This window comes from Nostoc piscinale CENA21 (assembly GCF_001298445.1).
GTDB classification, from domain to species: domain Bacteria; phylum Cyanobacteriota; class Cyanobacteriia; order Cyanobacteriales; family Nostocaceae; genus Nostoc_B; species Nostoc_B piscinale_A.
In genome coordinates, this window is the sequence record NZ_CP012036.1 from 1,321,450 (window position 1) to 1,343,254 (window position 21,805).

24 protein-coding genes are annotated in these 21,805 nt (G+C 40.1%); 11 read left to right on the forward strand and 13 right to left on the reverse strand.

Features of this window, described 5'->3' with window-relative positions; translation table 11 throughout:
- Positions 1–118: 118 nt before the first annotated feature.
- Positions 119–1,360, reverse strand: a complete 1,242-nt coding sequence (locus tag ACX27_RS05885) for a bifunctional metallophosphatase/5'-nucleotidase (protein ID WP_235526519.1) — start codon at positions 1,358–1,360, stop codon at positions 119–121.
- A gap of 264 nt (positions 1,361–1,624) precedes the next feature.
- Here ACX27_RS05885 and ACX27_RS05890 point away from each other — a divergent pair, with 264 nt between their 5' ends.
- The 4 genes from ACX27_RS05890 to ACX27_RS05900 are packed head-to-tail and all read left to right on the forward strand — an operon-like array spanning position 1,625 to position 3,839.
- A complete protein-coding gene (locus tag ACX27_RS05890; protein WP_062289632.1) occupies positions 1,625–2,107 on the forward strand; it encodes a DUF2243 domain-containing protein in 483 nt (160 codons plus the stop codon).
- Positions 2,108–2,113: 6 nt separating this feature from the next.
- Positions 2,114–2,746 (forward strand): DUF4129 domain-containing protein, encoded by a 633-nt coding sequence (locus ACX27_RS05895; RefSeq protein ID WP_062289635.1) that lies wholly within the window; start codon positions 2,114–2,116, stop codon positions 2,744–2,746.
- 3 nt (positions 2,747–2,749) lie between these two features.
- Positions 2,750–3,004 (forward strand): DUF4350 domain-containing protein, encoded by a 255-nt coding sequence (locus tag ACX27_RS35645; protein WP_418006775.1) that lies wholly within the window; start codon positions 2,750–2,752, stop codon positions 3,002–3,004.
- Positions 2,991–3,839: a DUF4350 domain-containing protein gene (locus tag ACX27_RS05900; protein ID WP_418006776.1), complete on the forward strand. Its 849-nt coding sequence runs from the start codon at positions 2,991–2,993 to the stop codon at positions 3,837–3,839. Before ACX27_RS35645 ends, ACX27_RS05900 begins: the two co-directional genes overlap by 14 nt.
- Before the next feature lie 117 nt (positions 3,840–3,956).
- On the opposite strand, the gene cydB is transcribed toward ACX27_RS05900, so the two are convergent.
- From cydB to ald, 4 genes are all read right to left on the reverse strand, one after another.
- On the reverse strand, positions 3,957–4,970 hold the full coding sequence (cydB, locus tag ACX27_RS05905) for a cytochrome d ubiquinol oxidase subunit II (RefSeq protein WP_062289638.1): 1,014 nt from the start codon (positions 4,968–4,970) through the stop codon (positions 3,957–3,959).
- Positions 4,971–5,083: 113 nt separating this feature from the next.
- Positions 5,084–6,529 (reverse strand): cytochrome ubiquinol oxidase subunit I, encoded by a 1,446-nt coding sequence (locus ACX27_RS05910; protein ID WP_062289641.1) that lies wholly within the window; start codon positions 6,527–6,529, stop codon positions 5,084–5,086.
- 485 nt (positions 6,530–7,014) lie between these two features.
- Complete coding sequence (locus ACX27_RS35165; RefSeq protein ID WP_144427408.1) at positions 7,015–7,329, reverse strand: TRADD-N-associated membrane domain-containing protein; 315 nt, start codon at positions 7,327–7,329, stop codon at positions 7,015–7,017.
- Between the two features lie 129 nt (positions 7,330–7,458).
- Complete coding sequence (gene ald, locus ACX27_RS05920) at positions 7,459–8,550, reverse strand: alanine dehydrogenase (protein WP_062289647.1); 1,092 nt, start codon at positions 8,548–8,550, stop codon at positions 7,459–7,461.
- A 303-nt stretch (positions 8,551–8,853) separates the two neighbouring features.
- Here ald and ACX27_RS32775 point away from each other — a divergent pair, with 303 nt between their 5' ends.
- From ACX27_RS32775 to ACX27_RS05945, 7 genes are all read left to right on the forward strand, one after another.
- On the forward strand, positions 8,854–9,024 hold the full coding sequence (locus tag ACX27_RS32775; RefSeq protein WP_190590106.1) for a hypothetical protein: 171 nt from the start codon (positions 8,854–8,856) through the stop codon (positions 9,022–9,024).
- A gap of 282 nt (positions 9,025–9,306) precedes the next feature.
- Positions 9,307–9,600, forward strand: a complete 294-nt coding sequence (locus tag ACX27_RS05925) for a hypothetical protein (RefSeq protein WP_062298180.1) — start codon at positions 9,307–9,309, stop codon at positions 9,598–9,600.
- Positions 9,601–9,680: 80 nt separating this feature from the next.
- Positions 9,681–10,733 carry a WD40 repeat domain-containing protein gene (locus tag ACX27_RS05930; protein WP_235526520.1) on the forward strand — a complete coding sequence of 351 codons (1,053 nt, stop codon included), beginning with the start codon at positions 9,681–9,683 and terminating at the stop codon, positions 10,731–10,733.
- A gap of 334 nt (positions 10,734–11,067) precedes the next feature.
- Positions 11,068–11,907, forward strand: a complete 840-nt coding sequence (locus ACX27_RS05935) for an RnfABCDGE type electron transport complex subunit D (protein WP_062289653.1) — start codon at positions 11,068–11,070, stop codon at positions 11,905–11,907.
- 1 nt (position 11,908) lies between these two features.
- Complete coding sequence (locus tag ACX27_RS05940; protein ID WP_062289657.1) at positions 11,909–13,291, forward strand: DUF2330 domain-containing protein; 1,383 nt, start codon at positions 11,909–11,911, stop codon at positions 13,289–13,291.
- A gap of 243 nt (positions 13,292–13,534) precedes the next feature.
- Positions 13,535–13,699, forward strand: coding sequence for a hypothetical protein (locus ACX27_RS32780; protein ID WP_200929912.1), 165 nt, complete (start codon positions 13,535–13,537; stop codon positions 13,697–13,699).
- 366 nt (positions 13,700–14,065) lie between these two features.
- A complete protein-coding gene (locus tag ACX27_RS05945) occupies positions 14,066–14,770 on the forward strand; it encodes a PadR family transcriptional regulator (RefSeq protein WP_062289660.1) in 705 nt (234 codons plus the stop codon).
- Between the two features lie 15 nt (positions 14,771–14,785).
- Here the strand turns inward: ACX27_RS05945 and ACX27_RS05950 are convergent, their stop codons facing one another.
- The 8 genes from ACX27_RS05950 to ACX27_RS05985 form a co-directional block, all read right to left on the reverse strand.
- On the reverse strand, positions 14,786–16,552 hold the full coding sequence (locus tag ACX27_RS05950) for an ABC transporter ATP-binding protein (protein ID WP_235526521.1): 1,767 nt from the start codon (positions 16,550–16,552) through the stop codon (positions 14,786–14,788).
- Between the two features lie 85 nt (positions 16,553–16,637).
- Positions 16,638–17,531 (reverse strand): serine kinase, encoded by an 894-nt coding sequence (locus ACX27_RS05955; protein WP_062289666.1) that lies wholly within the window; start codon positions 17,529–17,531, stop codon positions 16,638–16,640.
- A 266-nt stretch (positions 17,532–17,797) separates the two neighbouring features.
- Positions 17,798–17,980: a lasso peptide gene (locus tag ACX27_RS05960; protein ID WP_062289669.1), complete on the reverse strand. Its 183-nt coding sequence runs from the start codon at positions 17,978–17,980 to the stop codon at positions 17,798–17,800.
- 168 nt (positions 17,981–18,148) lie between these two features.
- A complete protein-coding gene (locus ACX27_RS05965) occupies positions 18,149–18,349 on the reverse strand; it encodes a lasso peptide (protein ID WP_062289673.1) in 201 nt (66 codons plus the stop codon).
- 282 nt (positions 18,350–18,631) lie between these two features.
- Positions 18,632–18,814 (reverse strand): lasso peptide, encoded by a 183-nt coding sequence (locus tag ACX27_RS05970; RefSeq protein ID WP_062289676.1) that lies wholly within the window; start codon positions 18,812–18,814, stop codon positions 18,632–18,634.
- A 68-nt stretch (positions 18,815–18,882) separates the two neighbouring features.
- Positions 18,883–20,949, reverse strand: coding sequence for a lasso peptide isopeptide bond-forming cyclase (locus ACX27_RS05975; RefSeq protein WP_062289679.1), 2,067 nt, complete (start codon positions 20,947–20,949; stop codon positions 18,883–18,885).
- Between the two features lie 3 nt (positions 20,950–20,952).
- Entirely contained in the window at positions 20,953–21,384 is a 432-nt protein-coding gene (locus ACX27_RS05980) for a lasso peptide biosynthesis B2 protein (protein WP_062289682.1), read from the reverse strand.
- Positions 21,368–21,673 (reverse strand): lasso peptide biosynthesis PqqD family chaperone, encoded by a 306-nt coding sequence (locus ACX27_RS05985; protein WP_200929913.1) that lies wholly within the window; start codon positions 21,671–21,673, stop codon positions 21,368–21,370. Before ACX27_RS05985 ends, ACX27_RS05980 begins: the two co-directional genes overlap by 17 nt.
- Positions 21,674–21,805 lie beyond the last annotated feature (132 nt).

Consider the following 21,805-nt stretch of genomic DNA (forward strand, 5'->3'; position numbering starts at 1 on the left):
ATCACTAATAGCAACTTTATAAAATTTCTCGGTGTCAAGAGGCTGACCATTAATTAACCAATTACCTGAATTTTTTTCTTGAGTAACTTTTGCTGTTTGGAGATAACCACCAGTACCTTTATTTTCTTGACCTTTCGCTAGGACTTTTTTTTAATAATTCACCCTTCATTTCTACAGCTACGACTTTACCACCAAAAGGCAAGATGCGAATGACATCATATTGAGTAATTGACCCAGGCGGAATGACATCATCAACGCGAATTGAGCCGCCATTAAATATAGCTAAATCTGCGTTTGGGACTTCTTGCAACATTGCTTCAGCAATTAACTTGGTGAGTTCTGTAGATTTGTTGCGAACACTTGATTCTAAGCCATCTAAAGGATGCGAAATTTTAGCCACTTCTTGATTAGGTTCAAAACCATTGGCGCGAAATGCTGCAAAACCCTTGTCTAGCCATTGTTTAACCACCTGTGCCGTTTTTGGTTCTTCGGGGATTTTATCGGTAATTGGCATTAAACGAGAGTTAATTTGCAGACTACGCTTTTTGGTGTCGTAGCGTAGTTGATGAATATAAATTGTACGTGCATTGGCATCGGCTTTAAAAATGGGTGTAAAGTCTCGTCCCCGCCATTGTTGAATATTTTCATGTTCGTGACCGCCGAGGATGAGGTCAATTTCTGGTATTGTTTCTGCAAGTATGCGATCGCTCTGTATGGGTAAATGAGTCACAGCTACCAAAATATCCACTTTTCCTTTCAGTGCTGCTACCTGCTGTTTGGCTACCATCAAAGGATCTGTGTAACTGACGTAATTGGCTTTATTGCTATCGAGAGTAACACCAATTAACCCGAATCTGACAACAGCACCGCGATCGCCTTTCACATTAAATACTATCGACCTGGGAACATTTTTGAAAGGTTGACCTTTACTATCTGATACATTCCCAGAAAACCACCAAAACCGCGATTCTTGCAATCGTTGATAAAATGAATTTTCTGGTATATCAAATTCATGATTACCAAAGGTTGCATAGTCCAAACCTAAAGCATTGAGTACAGCTACTATCTGCTGTCCAGCTAAAGGTGTACCGTTAATTTTGGCAGTTCCCAAAGCCGAAGGACTTAAAAAATCTCCAGCCAAAATTGTATAGGTGCGTGGGTTTGCTTGACGCAGTTGTTTTCTGACTGTAGCAACACGCGCCAAACCACCACGAGTTCCCCCCTCTACTGGCGTAATTTCGTAGATGTCATTCAGTTGCAATAAATTAATATTGACAATTTCGGCAAATACCGGAGTTGCGAAAGTAAGTGTGGCTAATATCTGTAAAACTATACTGCACCCTGGCGATAGAATTTTCATATTTTATAACTGGCGGATTTTATATCTTAATAATTGATGAGTTTTGTCACGCCACTACGTATATTTCACAAATCAAATATACATTTGAATATTTAATATTTACTTAATATATGGTGAGGTTCAGATACCCGACTTCTTAAAGAAGCCTGGTATCTTTTTCGCAAATAATAGAAAAGCTGAAAATTCAGGTAATACCAAAAGATAGAAGATATCTCTGGGATAAAAAATTTATTGTAATAACGCAACTTCTATATAAGGTTAATAATTGTGACTAAAAGTGAACCTCTGTATCAACAGCAACCACTAGTTGTTGCAGGAATTACTATAGGTCTTGGCTTAGGTGGCTTTGTTGACGGAATTTTATTGCATCAAATTCTGCAATGGCATCACATGCTTAGTAGTGTTAAGCCTTTGACTAACGACTCAAATATAGATTTAAACATGGTCTGGGATGGATTATTTCATGTCTTAGACTTTGTGTTGACTGTGACAGGAATTATCTTGTTATGGCGTGCTGGCAAGCGTGATGATGTTGATTGGTCTTCATCCACCTTTTTTGGCTCTATACTCATCGGTGCGGGATTATTTGACGTAATTGAAGGCATAATTGACCATCAAATTCTCGGTATCCATCATGTGAAACCAGGATCAAATCAGTTAGCTTGGGATTTAGGATTCATATTATTTGGTGCGCTGCTTGTATTAATTGGCTGGATAATGCTACAAAAGAGCAAAAAAAGTTACTAGTTATTTATGTCTACTGATGGCTTTGAAAAAACTAGCTGGAGTTGGCAGTTATCTCAATTTCAGCAACAAATTGGAGAATTGATAGAATACCAATTTGACCGCTTTCAAAATTCTTTACCAAACTTATCACCAGACTGGAAGATTAGTCCTTGGTTAAGTAATTTGCTAGTCTTGTTATTTTGGTTGATACTTGCGTTATTTTTTGCTTTTGTGCTTTGGCGTTTATGGCAAGAATTCAGTCCATACATATATGCTTGGTTATCTGTGGGCAATAATAATGCGAATGCTGGAGCTAATCATGGCGATCATGATTTATCTGTAGCATTATGGCTGGAGCGATCGCAATCACTTTACCGCCAAGGTAATTACCGTGAAGCTTGTCGTTGTCTGTACTTGGCAATCTTACAACATCTGCATGATACTAAACTCATTCCCCATAAATTTAGCCGCACAGATGGCGAATATTTGCAGGTTTTACGCTCAACTGTCACCCCAGTTCAACCTTACGAGACCTTGATTACTACCCACGAACAATTATGTTTTGGCAATGCTGAGATATCGCCAGAAAATTATCAACAATGCCAGCAAGCCTATCAAGAAATTATTAATCAACAACACAACTCAGCACTCAGCACTTAAGTTATGAAAAAATCAAATCGTGTTGCTTGGATAGGAGCGATCGCACTTGCTGTCATTATTATACTCAGTTTCTTTGCTGCTCCTAATACAAAAATTTACAGTGGATCAACTTATAGTCGGTCTCCTGATGGCTATGGTGCTTGGTATGCTTATATGCAGCAGCAGGGTATTACTATCCAGCGTTGGCAAAAGCCTTTAGAAGATTTTCAACCAGAAAAAAACGCCAGTTACCCTACTGCGAGTTATGAGTTCTCTTAGAGAAGAAGATTTATTATTTGATGAACAGGAATGGTTAGCGAAAGGCAATAATTTAGTAATTTTAGGTTTCAAGAAACCTGTAACACAAGCTAAATTTAACTCTCTGCAAAATTCAGCTTTTGGTGATGTCAAAATTGCCACAAAAAGACGTAATATCAAAGTAGAAAAACAAAGTATATCTTTAGGCGATCGCTTTGGGGCTATTGTTTGGGAAAAAAAATCTGATAAAGGTAAAGTAATTTTTTCAGCTACCCCCTATTTAGCTGCCAATGCCTATCAAGATAATTTAAATAACTTTCAATATCTTGCCAGTTTAGTCAACCAAAAAAACAATAAATTATTTGTAGACGAATACATTCACGGTTACAAAGATGCTGATATTAAAGAAAGTGAAGGGGAAGGTAGCATATTCAAATATTTTGCTAAAACACCTCTGTTCCCTGCACTGATTCAAGTAGGAGTTTTACTATTAGTGTTAATTTGGGCAAAAAATCAACGCTTTGGTAAACCAATAGCCTTAGAAACTCCAGTAATAGATAACAGCCAAGCATATATCCAAGCACTAGCAGCAGTATTACAAAAAGCCGAATCTAGCGATTTTGTTGTAGAAATGGTGGGTAAAGAAGAACAAATACAACTACAAAAATCTTTAGGATTAGGCACAATACCTCTAGAACGCCAAGCATTATTACAAGTGTGGCAAGAAAAAACAGGTCAAAGTTCCACCGAACTCGATGCAGTATTAAAATTATCTACCCGAAAACAGCGCATCAGTGAGCGAGAACTTTTAAACTGGTTGGCAAAATGGCGCACCCTGAAGGAAGTGAAAAAATAAAAAAGGGTTGAGGGGTTTAAGGGTTTTGTCTGTGTAGCCACGACTTCAGTCGCTAGGTGCAAGATGTGAATATACCCGTCTCAATCGATAATCTTTATGTGTGGGTAAATCCTCATCTTATTCCTCATAGCCGCCACCAGTCACCTTACCCCGGAACACAATGTATTGATAAAGGTTATAAAACAACATCACTGGGATAAGGAAACCGATGAAAATAATCATAATTACCAAAGAACTAGGGTCAGCCGATGCTTCGTAAATCGTGATTTTTGTCGGGATAATGTAGGGGAAGATAATTAATCCCAGTCCAATAAAAGACAACACAAATAACAGAATTGTCCAAACAAAAGGTGCGCGTTCTTCTTTGCGGTTGAGACTTTGTAAAAGCTGCCAAATTAGCCAAACTCCCAATACAGGAATCAGCGTAAATATATAAACTAAAGGCTGTTGAAATAAGCGATATCTAGCACTTTCATAAATTATCGGTGTGCTAATTGTAATGGCGATCGCACCAATTAATGTTGTCAACGCTGCTATTTTGGCAGTTTTATAATGTGTTTCTTGCAACTCTCCTGTGGTTTTCCACACAAGATAAGTTGAACCAATCAAAACATATCCTTGAATTAAAGTTAAAGCTACTAACACAGATGGCAAACTCAACCAATCCCAAGTGCTACCAATAAAATGTCCCGTCTCATCAACATTAATACCTTTGAGTACAGCACCAAGAGCAAAACCTTGACCAAGTGCAGCGATAAAACTTCCCGCACCAAAAGCAAAATTCCAAAATAATTTGCGTCTGGATAATTCTCGAAATTCAAATGCTACACCCCGAAAAATAAAGCCAAATACCATCACCAAAATCGGAATATATAAAGCATTTAAAATCGTGCCGTAAGCCAAAGGAAAAGCTCCAAATAATCCCCCTCCCATCAACACTAGCCAAGTTTCATTCGCATCCCAAATATTGCTTAAGCTAGTCATCAAAATTCCTCGGCGTTCTTCATCAGAAGAAGTCAAAGATAAAATTCCCACTCCTAAATCAAAGCCATCTAGCATCACGTACAAGAATAAAAATAAAGCTAAAATGACAAACCAAACTTGCGGTAAAAAATACTTCAGCGTTTCCATAAAATCTCTTGTTTACACTTAGTAACCCTGATCTCAGATCCCCGACTTCTTTAAGAAGTCGGGGATCTTAATTATTTAACCTACTCCCCACTCCCTATTCCCTACTCCCTTATTTATTGTTGTGCTTCCACAGGACGTTCATCTGGCATAAATTCACCCGGAGTTGTATCGACAGCAGGTTTGGTAATTTCTGTACCGGGAATTGGTAAATTGAGATTTGGCCCTCGGCGAATGATGCGACTACCAAAATACATCGCGGCGATAAATAATAAACTGTAAACTACTGCAAAAGCTGTGAGTGAAGTTAACACATTACTTGCAGGTAAACGTGAAGCTGAATCAACTGTGCGAATTTGTCCATAAAGTGTCCAAGGCTGTCTTCCCACGCAGCGCACAATCCAGCCTGACTCCACAGCAATGTATCCTAAAGGGGCGGCAAATACCCAAGCCAACATCAGCCAACGTTGCTGAGTAATATTTTTGGCTACAAGTTTACCACGTAACCACTGCACTGTAGTGAGCAGCATTAATCCAGCAAAGAAAAAGCCAATGGCAATCATCACCCGGAAAGCATAGTAAATTAAACCTACCAAATGGGGACGATCCTCTGGTTTCCACTCCTTCAAACCACGCACAGGTTCAGAAAGATTTTGTTTAAATTCCAGAATGTAACCCAAAGCGTTGGGAATGGTAATTTCCCAATCATTTTTCTGCGCTTTTTCATTCGGTATTGCTAATAAACTCCAGTCAGCAGGTTGTCCGGCGGGTGTACTTTCCCACTGTGCTTCCATTGCGGCGAGTTTTGTTGGTTGATAATGATAAACTTGTTCGCCACTCAAGTGACCAATATATATTTGTAATGGAGCAACTGCGATCGCAGCTGCTAAAACTATCTTTAAAGACTTGGCAAAAAACTCTGGATGGCGTTTTTGCAAAATGTACCAAGCACTAATTCCACCAATGACAAACAGCGAAGTCTCCAGCGTGGCAAAAAACATGTGCAGCACACTGTTAGCCATAAAAGGATTGAACATCGCCTGAAAGTAATCATTGACCACAAACTTGCCATTCACCATCTCTCCGCCGGCTGGTGTTTGCATCCAAGAATTTGCCGTCAAAATCCACAAAGTTGACAGGTTCGCACCCACAGCCACCAAAATTGTCGAGAGATAGTGAACCGCAGGATTGACACGCTCCCAACCAAATAACATAATTCCTAAAAAAGCAGCTTCTAGCATAAACGCCCAAGAAGCTTCAAAACCAATCACACTACCAAAAAAATTCCCCACAGCTTCCGAAAAAGGAGCCCAGTTAGTCCCAAACTGAAATTCCATTGGAATACCAGTGGCTACCCCAATACCAAAGTTGAGGACGTAAAACTTCGACCAAAAGCGTGCATGAAGGTAATAATCAGGATTGCGAGTTTTCAGCCATAGTCCCTCAACGATGACAAGATAAATCCCCATCCCCGTTGTCAGAACAGGCCAAAGTATATGAAAAATCGCTGTCAGCGCAAACTGCATCCGTGATAGCACCACTGAATCGGATAAAAATTCCATCTCAGAATTTCCCTATTTATTAAATATTCAACCTAATTCTAGGTATTAAAGTTTATCACTAGAATTTTCTATTGATTTTTGCAAGACTTATTTAAGCATAAATATCATTAACTGCTCAAATATAATTTTCCACAAATAAGTAAAACTCAAAACTTTAGTAGTAGTAATTTATTATGAATAGTAAGTTTGCTTTTTCAGAGACAATTAATACTTTAAAAAATCAAAGTATTGCTAGATTATTATTTACTTATGCAAGCTTATTCCGTGAATCAACATCTATCTATAGATAGGGAATTTATTTTAAATTCTGAGCCAATTAGTAATTATTGTCAAAAGACAATTAGTCAAACTTCAGCCAAAAAAAGGTCTTGGATAAGTCAGATAATATATTAAACCAAGACCAACTGACAACTTCTTCAGCTTATACACCTGTTTTCTTACATTTATGCGTAATTACCACTCGGTGTAACGGCTCATACCTTAAACTATTTTCTGGTGCGATTGAGCTTTTCTAATGTCCGGATAATTTCTTTCATCTTATAACTAGACAGGCGATTCATGTATATCATGAAAGTGGTAGAAAAAACACCTGTTGCAGTGATTACAGTCCCTTCGCTTGTCTTCCCATATAAGATTAGTAGAGTACCAACTGTACTAATACAAAGAAAAGTACAACTAGCAATTAAGCACAGGTTAAATGTTTGTCTTGCCTGACGTAAATGCTCATTTAACACTTCTAACTCAATTTTTGTATAGTGGTCAACTTGAGGCGTGTTCGCATATAGACACTGATTGAGCATGGTATTTTTAGTTTTTGTAAGTAACTGATTAGGCAATAGTGAGTTGAGCCATTGGCTTCAGCCAATGGCTTGTCTATCTCTTCACTGATGTAATAACATCAAATACTGATATTAATAAATACGAAAAAATTAACTCACCAAATCAGGAAAGACTTCTTGCACTGCCGGATGCACAATGCGGTGATTCTGCACATTTACACCTTTGGCTAAGGATGGATTAACATCTAGGGCTTTGATGCCTAGATTTGCTAACTGCACAACGAATGGTAATGTGCTGTTATTGAGGGCTTGAGCAGATGTCCAAGGTACTGCTCCTGGCATATTAGGAACGCCATAATGGACTACGCCTTCTTCAATGTAGACGGGGTTGGTATGGGAGGTGGCGTGTAAGGTTTCCACACAACCGCCTTGGTCAACTGCAACATCTACAATTACTGACCCAGGCTGCATTTGTTTGACCAATTCGCGGGATACTAAAATTGGCGCTCTGCGTCCCAAAACTAAAACAGCACCGATGAGTAAGTCAGCTTCTTTAACGGCAGCTTCTATATGGGCAGAGTTACTATAAAGTAATTCTACTCTCGAACCGAACAAGGTTTCTAAATAAGATAAACGTTCTACATTTACATCTAAAATCTGCACAGTCGCACCCATCCCCACAGCAATTTTCGCTGCTTCTGTGCCGACTACACCGCCGCCTAAAATTACAACTTTACCTGGTCTAACACCGGGTACACCACCTAAAAGTACTCCTCTACCGCCTTGCTGACGTTCTAAAAATCTCGCGCCAAACTGCACTGATAGCCGCCCAGCGATGACACTCATGGGTGTGAGTAGGGGTAGTCTGTTCGGGCCTGGTTGTTCGACAGTTTCGTAGGCGATCGCACAAGTGCCACAATCAATTAGATGTTCGGTTAATTTGCGATCGGCTGCTAAATGCAAATATGTAAACAATATTTGCCCTTTTTGCAAAAATTTATATTCGCTGGATAATGGTTCTTTGACTTTAACGACTAATTCCCGATTCCAAGCGGCTTCATCTGTCGGGACAATCTCTGCTCCCGCATTAATGTAATCTGCATCTGTAAAACCAGCACCATGACCTGCTTGTGTTTGGACAAAGATACTATGACCATTTTCCCTTAGTACTCTGACACTAGAAGGACTCAACCCGACGCGAAACTCTTGATCCTTCGTTTCTTTGGGAACGCCGATTTCCATATAACGCCTCTGATGAATTTTTGGTTTAATTTAGCCTGCCAGTCTCAGACTGACAGTTCCGTATTAGATATAGCTATCTACAACATTAGTTTTCCCTTCCACGGTAACAAAGCTGAAAACTCTTACCCTTGACTATTGCCATATTTGACTACAATATATAAAGAATAATTACAAAATGTTAACAGAACCTTTGCACAGCTATATTTAAGAAGCTGCTAGGTTCATCTGGCTCCAATCTTACAAAAGTCCAGATTCAAGGCTATTACTTTTAAGTCCCGTTTGCCGAAAAGAGGTTTATTGAACATGACACAACCACAACCCACAGTTACCCCCAAGTTAGAAGAACCCAAGTTTGGCTTTAGTGAATATGCTGAACGCCTCAATGGTCGGGCGGCGATGATTGGCTTTGGCTTGATGGTGATTATTGAATATGTCACCAATCAAGGTGTGCTATCTTGGCTTGGTCTCAAGTAGTGCTATTCAAAAGCAAAAGCTTTCTAGATGTAAGCTAGTAAGTAGAACAGGTTTAACCAGCTGGCATAGTCGGCTGGTTAAAACTTTATCAAGAGAACTATCTTGGAGAATTTGCTGTCTATATCTTTGTAGGCTTGCAAATCAGCAAGAAGACAAATTGTTACAATCCCTCACCTACTGATCCAAATTATAATATTTAGATGTCTTTTTTAGAAAAGACATCTTGCGGTGAGGTATTCTCGGTAAACTGACACAAAGGTGATTTGGATAAACCAAGCTGTGATGAATGCTGCATTACCTCGTTTTTTGAAATCAGCCTACAGAAAAGAGCCAATTATCAGTATCTTGATAACAATGGGCGTAGTAGATGCTGTGATTGGTGGATTCGATGATAGTTGGTCATTGTTAGCCGTTGGGTTGGGAACCGCAGGTATTAGTCTCGCCTTTAAGTTGTGGCGAATGCAGCAGCATCGCCCCATACCAGAGGAACCTGTGGTACAACATTACTTACCTTCCCGTTCGTCGAGTCCCACGCTACCGATACTAACTGTTGCAAAGAAAAAACCCCCCCGTTGATAGTGTTGAGTCACAAATGTGAAGTAAATTGACTTGACCATTTAAACAGTGAGGAAAAATTTGTGAGGAGTGAGGGAAAAATGGGGAGCAGCTTTGTGCTGCGCCCGTATATTTTATTGGCTTTTATGGCAATCTTGACTGTGCCGATAACTATCTGGCAAAGTTTAGAGATTTATACTGCTCATGCTGCGATCGCCCAAACACCAGATTCCCCAATTCAAACTAATTTTGCCAATTTCCGCTTAATTTATAGTTTGGTGGGACATACTGGAACGGTGAAATCTCTGGCTTTTAGTCCCGATGGCAAAATTCTCGCCAGTGGCGGTGCAGAAAATGAAGGTGCCATTCGCCTGTGGAATCCGTTAACTGGCAAAAAGTTGGCGAATAGCAAAGCTCACAAAACCTCTGTAGAATCCTTGGTGATTGCGCCAGATGGTCAAACCCTAGTTAGTTGTAGTACGGATCACTCAATTAATATTTGGAATCTTAAAAATAATAAATTTCGTCGTTCCTTTGTCGGACACACCAGCAACGTCTTATCTTTAGCAGTATCCCCTGATAGTAAAGTCTTGGTTAGTGGTGCTTTAGACGGTATTCGCGTCTGGGATTTATTACAGCAACGCCCATTGACAACTTTAGTCAAGGTTAGTGACTCAATTTATACAGTAGCGATTAGCCCTGATGGTCAGACAGTGGCCAGTGGTGATAATAAAGGCGAAATCAAGCTTTGGGACTTGGAGAGCGGCAAATTAATTCGCTCATTTGCCGCACATTCCCAAGCTGTGAATGCTGTAGCTTTTACCCCCGATGGTACAACCTTAATTAGTGCTAGCCGCGATCGCACCATTAAACTTTGGAATCTGCAATCAAGAAGCCTCTCCCGTATCCTGAAAGGACATAATAACTGGGTAAATGCGATCGCAATTAACCCCAATGGCCAAATCTTAGCCAGTGCCGGCAGAGATGGCATTAAACTGTGGGATTTAACTACAGGCGAGTTATTAAGTACACTTTATGGACATAGTGATTGGGTAAATGCGATCGCATTCAGTCCAGATGGCAGATTGTTAGCTAGTGGCGGTTTTGATGGCAGAGTCAACATTTGGGGAAATATACAACCAAAACGCAAGTAAAGAGACGTGCAACTTAGTTTTTCAGACCCCTCTCCAAACCTCTCCCCGCAACGGAGAGAGGCTTTGATTCTGCTCCCCTTCCCTACAAGGGAAGGGGCTGGGGGTTAGGTTTAAGAGAAATTTACACACAGTCCTAATTAGTAACTATCAGAGGGGTTTGAGTGAAGTTTATAGTATGAGGCGCAAAAACCCTTACACCCTTACACCCAGTCTCAACGAATAAACTTTGTGCGTTAGTCCTGTTTGTAACAAAATCTGTAACAGCAATAGTATTTCAGCTTTTACTCGACTAGATTGGTGGAAAATCTACGGGTAATCCCTGAATATATTGGTAATGTTGCTGAAAGATATACGGGACTATCAAATTCTATTTCTCGGTTCATTTTTAGTCTTGGGAATTGGCACCAGAGACTGGACACTGCACCCAGAATTTATTGGTGTAGCGATCGCATCTTGTTTATCAACGCAGTGGATATTGTCAAAGCTCAATAGCCAAGAGCCAGAACAAAAGCTAAATCTGCGTAGTGCCTTGATTACTTCCCTGGGATTAAGTTTACTACTGCGGGCTGACCATTGGACAACAATGATGTTAGCAGGAATGAGTGCGATCGCCAGTAAATTTTGCTTCAAAGTCGGCGAGAAACATTTCTTCAACCCAGCCAATTTTGGCATTATCACCGCCTTAACCCTCACCTCCGATGCGTGGGTATCTCCCGGACAATGGGGCGAAGAATGGTGGTATGGGCTGTTATTTGCTGGGACTGGCGGTTTGATTCTAAAACGCATTGGTCGTTGGGACACCACAGCCGCTTTTTTAGGTTCCTACTCTGTGTTAGAAGCCATACGCAACCTGTGGCTGGGTTGGACTTGGGATGTGTATTGGCATCGCTTAATGAGTGGGTCTTTGCTGCTGTTTGCCTTATTTATGGTGACAGATCCACGCTCAATTCCCAACGCCAAAATCGGGCGGATAGTTTGGGCTATCTGCATTGCCAGCTTAACTTTTATCCTGCGAAATAATTTCTTCATTTCCACAGCCGTATTTTGGTCATTGTTCGCCCTTGCACCATTGACCATTTTGATTGATTGGCTGTGGTCATCACCCAGATTTTCTTGGCTAGAAGCCAGAGAAGAAGATAAAACGCCAAACTCAGCACTTCAACAAGAGGTATAAAATGAAGCGATTTAAGATAGTAATTTCATCATTATTAATTACTGTATTAGCTGTACTGTGCTTTGCCCCCACAGCCTGGGCATTTTGTGGCTTTTATGTCGCCAAAGCCGATAGTAAATTATATAACCAAGCATCTCAAGTAATTTTAGCGCGGGATGGCGATCGCACTGTCTTAACTATGGCGAATGACTTCAAAGGCGAAGTCAAAGATTTTGCAATGGTTGTACCTGTACCCACAGTCATCAAAAAAGAACAAGTCCGTGTTGCTCCGCCCAAAATTGTCGAGCGTTTAGATGCTTTTAGCGCACCACGCTTAGTAGAATATTTTGACTCTGATCCTTGCACTGAATATGACCGAGTATTTAATGAAGCCGTACCCGCACCAGCAACTAGAGCTAGAGCCGGAGCAGTCAGAGGTGGTGCGAGTGATTTAGGCGTAACCGTCGAAGCACGTTTCAATGTTGGGGAATATGACATTGTGATTTTAAGTGCTAAAGAATCCGGTGGACTGGAAACTTGGCTAAATCGCAACGGCTACAAAATTCCCAGAGGAGCAAAACAGCTACTTCAACCTTATGTCCGCTCTGGGATGAAATTTTTTGTTGCGAAAGTCAACCTCGATAAATTTGAAGAATCTGGTTATCAGTTTTTACGTCCGCTACAAATTTCCTACCAATCACGCAAATTCATGCTGCCCATTCGTTTGGGTATGATTAATGCCAATGCTGCTCAAGATTTAATTGTCTATGTCCTCTCACCCAAAGGGCAAGCAGAAATCACCAACTACCGCACCGTGAAAGTTCCTTCCGATGCCAACATTCCGGTATTTATCAAAAATGAATTTAGTGATTTTTACAAGTCCATGTTCCAGACAGCATACCTGAGAGAAGACAGAAAGGTAGCTTTCTTGGAATATGCTTGGGATATGAGTAGTTGCGATCCTTGTTCCGCAGAACCACTGAACCCAGAAGAACTCAAGCAAGCGGGTGTATTTTGGCTAGATAATAATTCCAGCGATGACGAGCCATTCCCGTCAAGTTCCCGTCGTCGGCCGTTTCCTAGTAGCAGCGTTTTCATCACTCGATTGCATATTCGCTACACCCGCGACAAATTCCCAGAAGACCCAATTTTTCAAGCCACATCCAATCAAGAATCTTTCCAAGGAAGATACATCTTACAGCATCCCTTTACAGGGGAACTCAAATGTCAAGCTGGTAGAGAATATAAACGGTCTTTACCCAAGCGGTTTGAACAAGAAGCCCAAACCTTAGCCAAGCTCACCAATTGGAATATCCAAGATATTCGCCGCAAAATGAAATTGACTGTGGGCGATTTAAACTCTTCTTGGTGGGAAAACTTCTTCTCTTGGTTGGTGGGAATGTAAATAAGAAGTACGCACAAAGATTGTCGGTTGAGACTGGGTGTAATAACAATACTCCCAGAAACTAAATTCTATAAAATCCTGTAGAGACGTTATACATAACGTCTCTACAACAACCCATTAATTACATCTTGATCAAGAAATGATGTAGGGACAAAATCAAGTCAAATTTTCAAACATCTTCTAAAGCTATACTTATGGTAGTGCCAGCATTTGATGTAAACTTCTAAAAATTTAGCAATTGGTATGACTGTACAAACCCAGACAGAGAAAGATAAATTACAAGCAAGCACTAATGTAGCGATAAATCAAGAAATTTCAGCAGAAAAAATTCTCTGTCCTCATTGTTTGCGAACTGCTAAAAATGGGATTAAATGTAAAGGAATTTGTGTTTCTGACAGTGATTATTAAGTGATGAATTATATTGCTGTTATTTTTCTGAATATTTTAAGTAACTATTATCAAGGGGATCGTTTACAGCAATTGACACCCTTGATTTATCGATAAAATTCAAGCAATCATATTCTGCATAGATACCAAAAACAAGCAAAACGCGATCGCTCCCTAGAAAATTCCATTCAAATCTTAGGTATCGGCTTTGGTAGTGGTGCGATCGCTTCTGGTATCATTACCTGACACATCAATAAAATCAGTCAACCCATACTCTAAATCCTGTATTTAAAATTTTTGATTGACAAATCCGATATATCGCAATATATTTAATTTAGTGATAACGATATATCGTGATACTTCAAATAAACACAAGGAGTTACATTAATGTTTGGCCAATTTCATTCACATTTTCCTTTACCAGCCCATGCTGGAGAAGGAATTGACCATCAATTGTCGAGAGGTAGGCGGCGACGTGAATACAGAAATTCATCGGGTGATGACTGGCAAGATGAGCCACGCACCCATCGCGGTAACATCAAATTTAAACTGTTGGGACTTTTATCTGAGCATCATCAATTTTTGATGAGTGGGCGACATGGACATCGGGGTTCATCTGGTGGTGGCTGGGGAGAAGAACCACGTACCCGTCGCGGTGACATCAAATTTATGCTGCTGGGGCTTTTATCGGAGCGTCCCCAGCATGGTTATGAACTGATTAAAGAGCTAGAAAATCGTCGTGGAGGCTTTCGCAAGCTGAGTCCTGGTTCAGTTTATCCAACGCTACAAATGTTGGAAGAAGGCGGTTATTTGACTAGTGAACAAGTCGAAGGTAAGCGTGTCTACACAATTACAGATAGTGGTAGACAATTATTTAGCGATCGCAAACAGCAATCTCATTCACAAAATCTTCAAGATAGTTCTACAGAAAACAAGTCTTCAGAATTGATTGAGTTGCGCCGGACTTTAACACAGTTAAATGATGCCGTTGCACAAATTGCTCGCAGTGGCAATTTAGAACAAGCAAATCGAGTCCGCGAATTGCTTGTTCAAGTAAAGCGTGAGATTTACAAACTTCTCGCAGAACAATAGCATACTTTGCTATTGTTAACGATATTGCTGGGCTTGAGTTTCATATAGGTAGGCGTAGCGATTACCCATTTGTATCAGTTCATCATGAGTTCCACTTTCAATAATTGTGCCGTTTTCCATCACATAAATGCGATCGGCCATTTTGACAGTAGACAAGCGATGGCTAATTAAAATCGCCGCCTGATTTTGGATAAGTTGGCGGAATTTTTCAAACACTTCATATTCCGCTTTCGGATCCATTGCACTGGTTGGTTCATCTAAAACTATCAACTGAGAATCTCTTAAGAACGCCCGCGCCAAAGCTATTTTTTGCCATTGACCAATACTTAATTCTTCTCCTTGGTCAAATAATTTACCCAAAATTGTGTCATACCCTTTGGGTAATTTGCTAATTACATCATCTGCGCCAGAACGACGCGCCGCCGCTATAATGCTATCTCGATTAGCTGGCAAGTCAATATTAGCTAACCAAATATTTTCTTGAGCGGTAAAGTTGTATTTAGCATAGTCCTGAAAAATTATGCTGATGTCGCGGCGTAATTCAGAGATTTGATAATCTTTAATATCAACACCATCAATTGTGATGTAGCCAGAGGAGGGGTCATACAAGCGACACAGCAATTTAACTAAAGTCGTTTTTCCCGAACCATTTTCACCTACCAGTGCTACTACTTCTCCTGGTTTAATACTCAAATTAATATTATGTAGTGCCTGACGAGTGGTAGTAGAATATTGAAAACTCACATCATGAAACACAATACCACTTTGCATTGGTCGTGGTATTGGTTTAGGATTTATTGGCTCAACTAATCTGGGCTGGAGGTCGAGAAACTCGTAGAGATTACCTAAAAATAAATTATCTTCGTACAGTGCTGAAACGTTGGCTAATAAACTTTTAATATCATTTTGTCCTCGTTGGAGTGCTTGGTAATAAAGAACTAAATCACCCAAACGCAGAACACCATTAATCGCTTGATAGATAATTAAAGCATAAATCGCAAATATGAGAACTCCGGCGATCGCTTCGGCGAAAAAGTTAGCAATAAAGCGCCTGGTGAAAATTTTCAGGCTTTCTTTATAGATTTGTCTGCGGATACGAAGATACCAATCACTAAAGTAGTGACCTAAATCAAATAAGCGGATTTCTTTCGCAAATTGGTCTGATGTCAACATCCAAGCTAAATAAAAACCTTGGCGTTGCATTGGTGTCCATTTACGCTGCCAATCATACATCACACGGCTATATTTTATCCGCACTAACATAGCAGGCAAAGCAGCTACAAATAAAACCCCAAGAATTCCCCAATGTAGTGTTAGCAACAAACCAATCATTGCTACTAACGAAATACTATTTTGACCAATTTGTGCTAGACGATTGAGAATTTGCGGTGGTCGATAAGGTGCTTCTTGTTGCGCTCTTTGTAAGGTATCGTAGTATAAGGGATTTTCGTAATACTCTAAATCAGCCGCAATCGATTTAGCATTAATAATTCCTTGCATATAGTCAGTTACCCGTTGAGAATGGGCAGTGGTGACTAGTTCTGTTAAGGAGTTAGCCAAGGTAGTTAATAAAGTAACTCCACCCGCCAGCGCAATTAATATTAAGACATTCCGAAATGCTACTGTCTTATCTGCGAGGCTCAAGTTAGCAGCGACCGCATCGATAATCAGTTTTGAAAGATAAATTGAAACTACAGGTAATATACCTTGAATCGTCAGTAAGACTACACGGGCGATCGTCCAACGGGGGCTACTTTGCCATACTAAGCGCAATGCAGGCAAAAGTCGCAGAGTATTTTGCAGTTTATCTCGAATTTTTTTTGCCTAGTCGCATATTGAAAATGGCGATCGCACTAAATTTAATTTCTTAAACCTTGATTGTAACTGGAGACAAGTTTCTTTCAGTCAAATCATTTTCCACTAACTTCACCAACTCAGGTAGTGCAGCTAAAGAACGTTGCCGTTGTAAACTATAAATCGGCACTTGTTGAACTACACTCATACATTGCTGGAAATGTGCTTTGAGAAATTCTGGTGCAGTCAATGCTTGCATTTCTCTAGAATGTCGGACTAATTCACCAAAGCTTTGTTTCGGCTCTAAAGGAACGATTTCTGGGTGGGTTCCGCCAGCTAAAACATAAATCTTCTTCAGGGGTACAGATTTTTGAAAGAACCCATCTTGCAGTCGGTGAACCCGCTTGATAGTTTGGGAATTTAGTAAAGGTAAACTATCTGGGACATGACCAAAAGAAGCCGCCGCATCAGGCCACAGCTTAATTTGCGGAAAACCCGGAATTACTAGCGGCTGTTGTTTACCAACTTGAATTGCCAAAACATCATCTGTCAAAATGCTATATCCGTAAGCGTGAAAACATTCCGCTAAGGTTGACTTGCCAAAACCTGAGTCTGCCATAAAGGCAACTGCACTACCATTAATGACTACACTACTAGCATGAAGTACAAGCAAGCCCCTCTGTCTGAGCAATACGCAAATAATCACACCCAACAGAAACGTCCGAATTAATGCTTCATCAACACCAGGGTTGGGATCAAGAACAATTTCTTTACCATCTTTCACCAACACCATACCGAATTCGTCAATTCTCGCGAATAAGTAATTGCCTCCATCACTACGCTTTTGTTGTGGATCATTGAGCTTACCAAAACGGATCACTACATCTGCTGGTTTGTCACTGGGGATGAGTTCAGGTAAGGGTAGTTCAGAGTGAATGCCTAAGTTGTATGCGGTGTAAACGTGCATCGGAAATACTGTTGGATGAGGAGTGAATAATTATTTTATTTACGCAAAACTCAGTTTTCTAACGCTTTTTAATTGACAAAGCCCTGATAATCTGTAATAAAGGAAGCCATCAGGAAATAGCGTTCCTGATGTTTCCAAACATCTCATTTAGATTTTGCAGTAATCCTAAAAAAACCTAGTTTTTAGGATTACTTATTTACTAGCTCTAGATTTGATTTAGGGATAATAGTATCAGTGATGCTATTACACCTATATCTTTACTCAAGCTATGGTTGGGGAATAAGTACCCCATTTTGAGAACCATCTAGTCCTAGTACTTCACCAGGAATCTGAGTAGGATCGTTACCGATTTGGAAAGTATCTTTTGGACCTGGTCTACCAAAAGCGTGGGTAATGTTTTCAACACTACCGTAGTTTGTTAATTTGGGTGCTTCGTAAGTTTTTTTCATTGTTTGAGTCTCCTGTTGGTTTTTTGATTTCTTACTAAACTAGATATTGGCTTTGAAACATTCACCAACTCAGTCTAGGTAGGAGCAGGTTAAAAATAAACTGCCCCTAGTCAGACTTATGGTTTTAATGGGGATATAATTCAGATCCAGAGCAAGTGTTCAATATATTTATCTTCCTCGATCTCTACCTACGGGAATAAGTATTCCATTACCAGCAGAACCACTTAGTCCTAGTATTTCGGCAGGAAACTGAGTCGGATTATTGCCGATTTGAAAAGTATCTTTTGCACCATCACTGCCAAAAGCATTAGTAATATCTTGAACATTACCGTAGTTTTTTACTTGAGGAGCTTCGTAGACTTTTTTCATATTTTCTGTCTTTTGCTGGCTTCGTTTATCTCTAACTGGAACATATAGCCGTAGTCACTTAGGGTAGGTCAATATTGATTACTCAAAGCCTTATAGCTAATTGGTTGATACTTAGCACTTTGCTATAAATATTGGCTTGGAGTCCTCCCAACTTCAGTCTAGGTAGGAGCAGGCTATAAATGCACTGCCCCTAGTCAGACCTATGGTTTGTTTTAGTTATGATTTAGCCAAAGAGCGAGGGTAACAAATTACCAAATTGGTATTGTTTCGCTGTTCTTGGTCTTAGCGATTGGGAATGAGTACTCCATTTTGGGAACCACTGAGTCCAATGGTTGAACCAGGAACAGGAGTAGGATTACTTCCAATTAAGAAAGTGTCTCTTCCACCTGCTCTACCAAAAGCATTAGTAACGCTTTGAACACTACCGTAGTTTGTGAGTTGAGGAGCTGCGTAAGCTTTTTTCATTGTTAAGTCTCCTGTTTGTTTTGTTGGTTTTTGACTGGACTAGATATTGGCTTTGAGATTTCACCAAATTAGTCTAGGTAGGAGCAGGCTGAAACTGCACTGCCCCTAGTCCGACTTATGGTTTTTTGGGTATGATTCAGCCACAGAGAAAGTGTTAAAGCTTTCCAAACTGGTAATGTTGAATCATCGTTTATATCCTCTGATGTAGATATAAGGTTGTTGTAGAATCTGTGTAGGGATTTGAGATCCACAAATTCTTGAATATTACTGACATCACTAGTCATCACTTCATCTAGTAGCTGGCGATCAAAATGTAATAATCCGCGTTGGAAGTTTGGTGTCATATCTGTTTTGCCACCACGCCATTGCACTTCTTGGGGAAGAATACCATCTAAAGCTCTCCGCATAATGAAGCGAGACCATCCTTGATGGAGTTTTTGCTCTGGTGGTAAAGATAGGCAAAATTCAATCAAGCGTTTATCCATAAAGGGATGACGCGACTCTAGAGAAAATGCCGCAGCACATAAATCTCCTAATTCCAGTACTGTGGTAAACAAGGCGGAATTTAAGGTACGCCACTGTTCTTCTCTAACTGTAATTGCCGGATTTTGGTCTTGTTCTGGAGATGATGTGAGGGGATTTATCCCGATTTGTTGGGCGAATTGCGGGTTGATTAAAGAAGTGACTTGGGGTTGATTTTGTTTATAACCCCGGAGCGATCGCCAAATCTTCAAGATATACTCAGGAACTAAGGGTTTAATTCCATATCTGACAAACAATCTCCGCCGCGACACTCGAAAGTGCTGTCCAATTTGCCAAGCAGTCTTCCCAAAGGTGAGATATTTTCTCTGTTTGACTAATTCTTGTAAGTAGGTAATGGCATATTGATAAAAAAGGGCGGCTAGTGATGTATTAAAGTGTTGCGATATGGCTTTAGCTTCTTGGATAAATTGCTGCCATTTGCCTTGACGTGCTAACTCTGCAAAGTATGTCACACCATGAGATACGGTTGTATCACCATCAAAACCATCTAAAGAAATGCGAATACCTGCTTGCTGGGTGGCACGATTTAACCCCCACACGAGAAAATGGCTAGGCCCAATAAAGGGTTCTTCCATATATTGATAGTATTTCTGCCATTCTGATAAGGGGCCTGATTGATCAGCATGGACGTAATGAGGGACAAATCCACCTTGATTCAATACAGGGTTAATGTATTGACGTTCGTCGCATTCTGGAACTTTTTCAAAGATGTTGGAGAAGGTGTGCAGTTTGATACCTTTGGGTTGCAAGATATCTCTGGCTACACAAGCAATTGACGAAGAATCTAAGCCACCACTCAAATGACAGCTGACAGGAAATGCACTGCGTAAACGACAACGAACTGCTTCGGTAAATATCTCACGGAAAGCGGCGGCATATTCGGCATCGGAGTTAAGTTTTAACTCTTCACCGATTTCTAAAGACCAGTAGGAGCGAGTTTTTAATTTACCTGTGGCATTCACTGTCATTGTGTGAGCCGGAGGTAATCGATATATATGTTTGTAGGAGGTAATCGATTTATCTTCTATAAATGGATGCAGGTGATTGGCGATCGCAATTTCATTCACTTTTTTCGGCACTTCTGGTAAACACAACAGCGCCTTCATTTCTGAAGCAAAGTAAAATTTCTTGCCTGGTTGATAGCAGTAATATAAGGGTTTGATACCAAAATGATCTCTCGCACAGAATAATTTCTGTTGATTTTGATCCCAAATCACAAATGCAAAGTCACCTAGCAATTTGGTTGGGCATTGTTCACCCCATTTTTCGTAAGCTGCTAGTACTAACTTGCTGTCTGTGATTTTTTCAGGTGGGCAGTGGTTAATTGATAATGCAGAGATTAGTTCATCACGGTTATCTATGCGTAAATCGGCTGTAATGACTAACTTAGTGGTTTGATCAACAAAAGGTAATTTTTCTAGCAGTGATTCTGGTGTTGTCCACAGCATCCGATGTCCTAAGCCAACTGCATCAGAACACCAGATATCTGCACCATCTGGCCCCCGATGAGCGATCGCATCTACCATCAAGACCAGCTTTTTCTGTTCAATTGCCTGATTATCTAGATTGTAAATGCCAACTATACCGCTCATGATTTATATCCTTGCCAAAGACGGTAATGGAGTAAAGCGCGAGAGATCAGGTAGGTAGCCAATGACAACATACCCTTGAGTTTCAATCCAAGCATGAGCTTCTAATTTGCCAGCTTCACTTTTAACAACTCCAATTCGCAATTCTGGTGTGTAACCATAACGAGTCATTAATACTTGGCAAGTTAAAGCCCGCGCTAGGCACTTGGCTCCCCCTGGTGTGTAGCGTGTGCTAACATTTACTGCCCAAACAATTTTGTGCAGAGAAATTGGTTCTAACTGGGAATTTGGTTTACTGATTTTGTTGATCAGTTTTCTTAAAGTATTAAACGATAGTAACCACATTCCTAGCCGAACTAACCCCAGCAAAACGAACGTCTTCAATAAAAATTGGCGATCGCTGTTGCTTAGTTGCAATAATTTAAGCAGACGCTTCATTGTTTATTTCTATCAATCCTTTAGCTGCTAAATCTTCTAGTAAAGCGGATATATCACGTTTGCATACCTCTGCATCTACTTGATATTCCGCTAGGATGGCATCTTCAATTTCTTGGACAGTCTTTGGTGATTGGATGAAGTTCCATATACTGGCTCCTACTTGATTCAATCCATAGTAAGCACCAGATTTAATATCAAGGATTACCACCTCTCCTTGCAAGTCTGAACAGATTTGCTCTCTAGAGGCTACTACACTTAAACTTTCTGATGAACTTAGTTTTGTTGGCATTTTTATAGTATAATCACTGATTTTTAACTGTTTATACTAAAAATAATTTATATCACCCTTGTAGAAATTACTGTTACGCAAGCTTGATATCTTCATCCTTTGTTTTAAAAATCGCTAACTTTATAAAGCAAT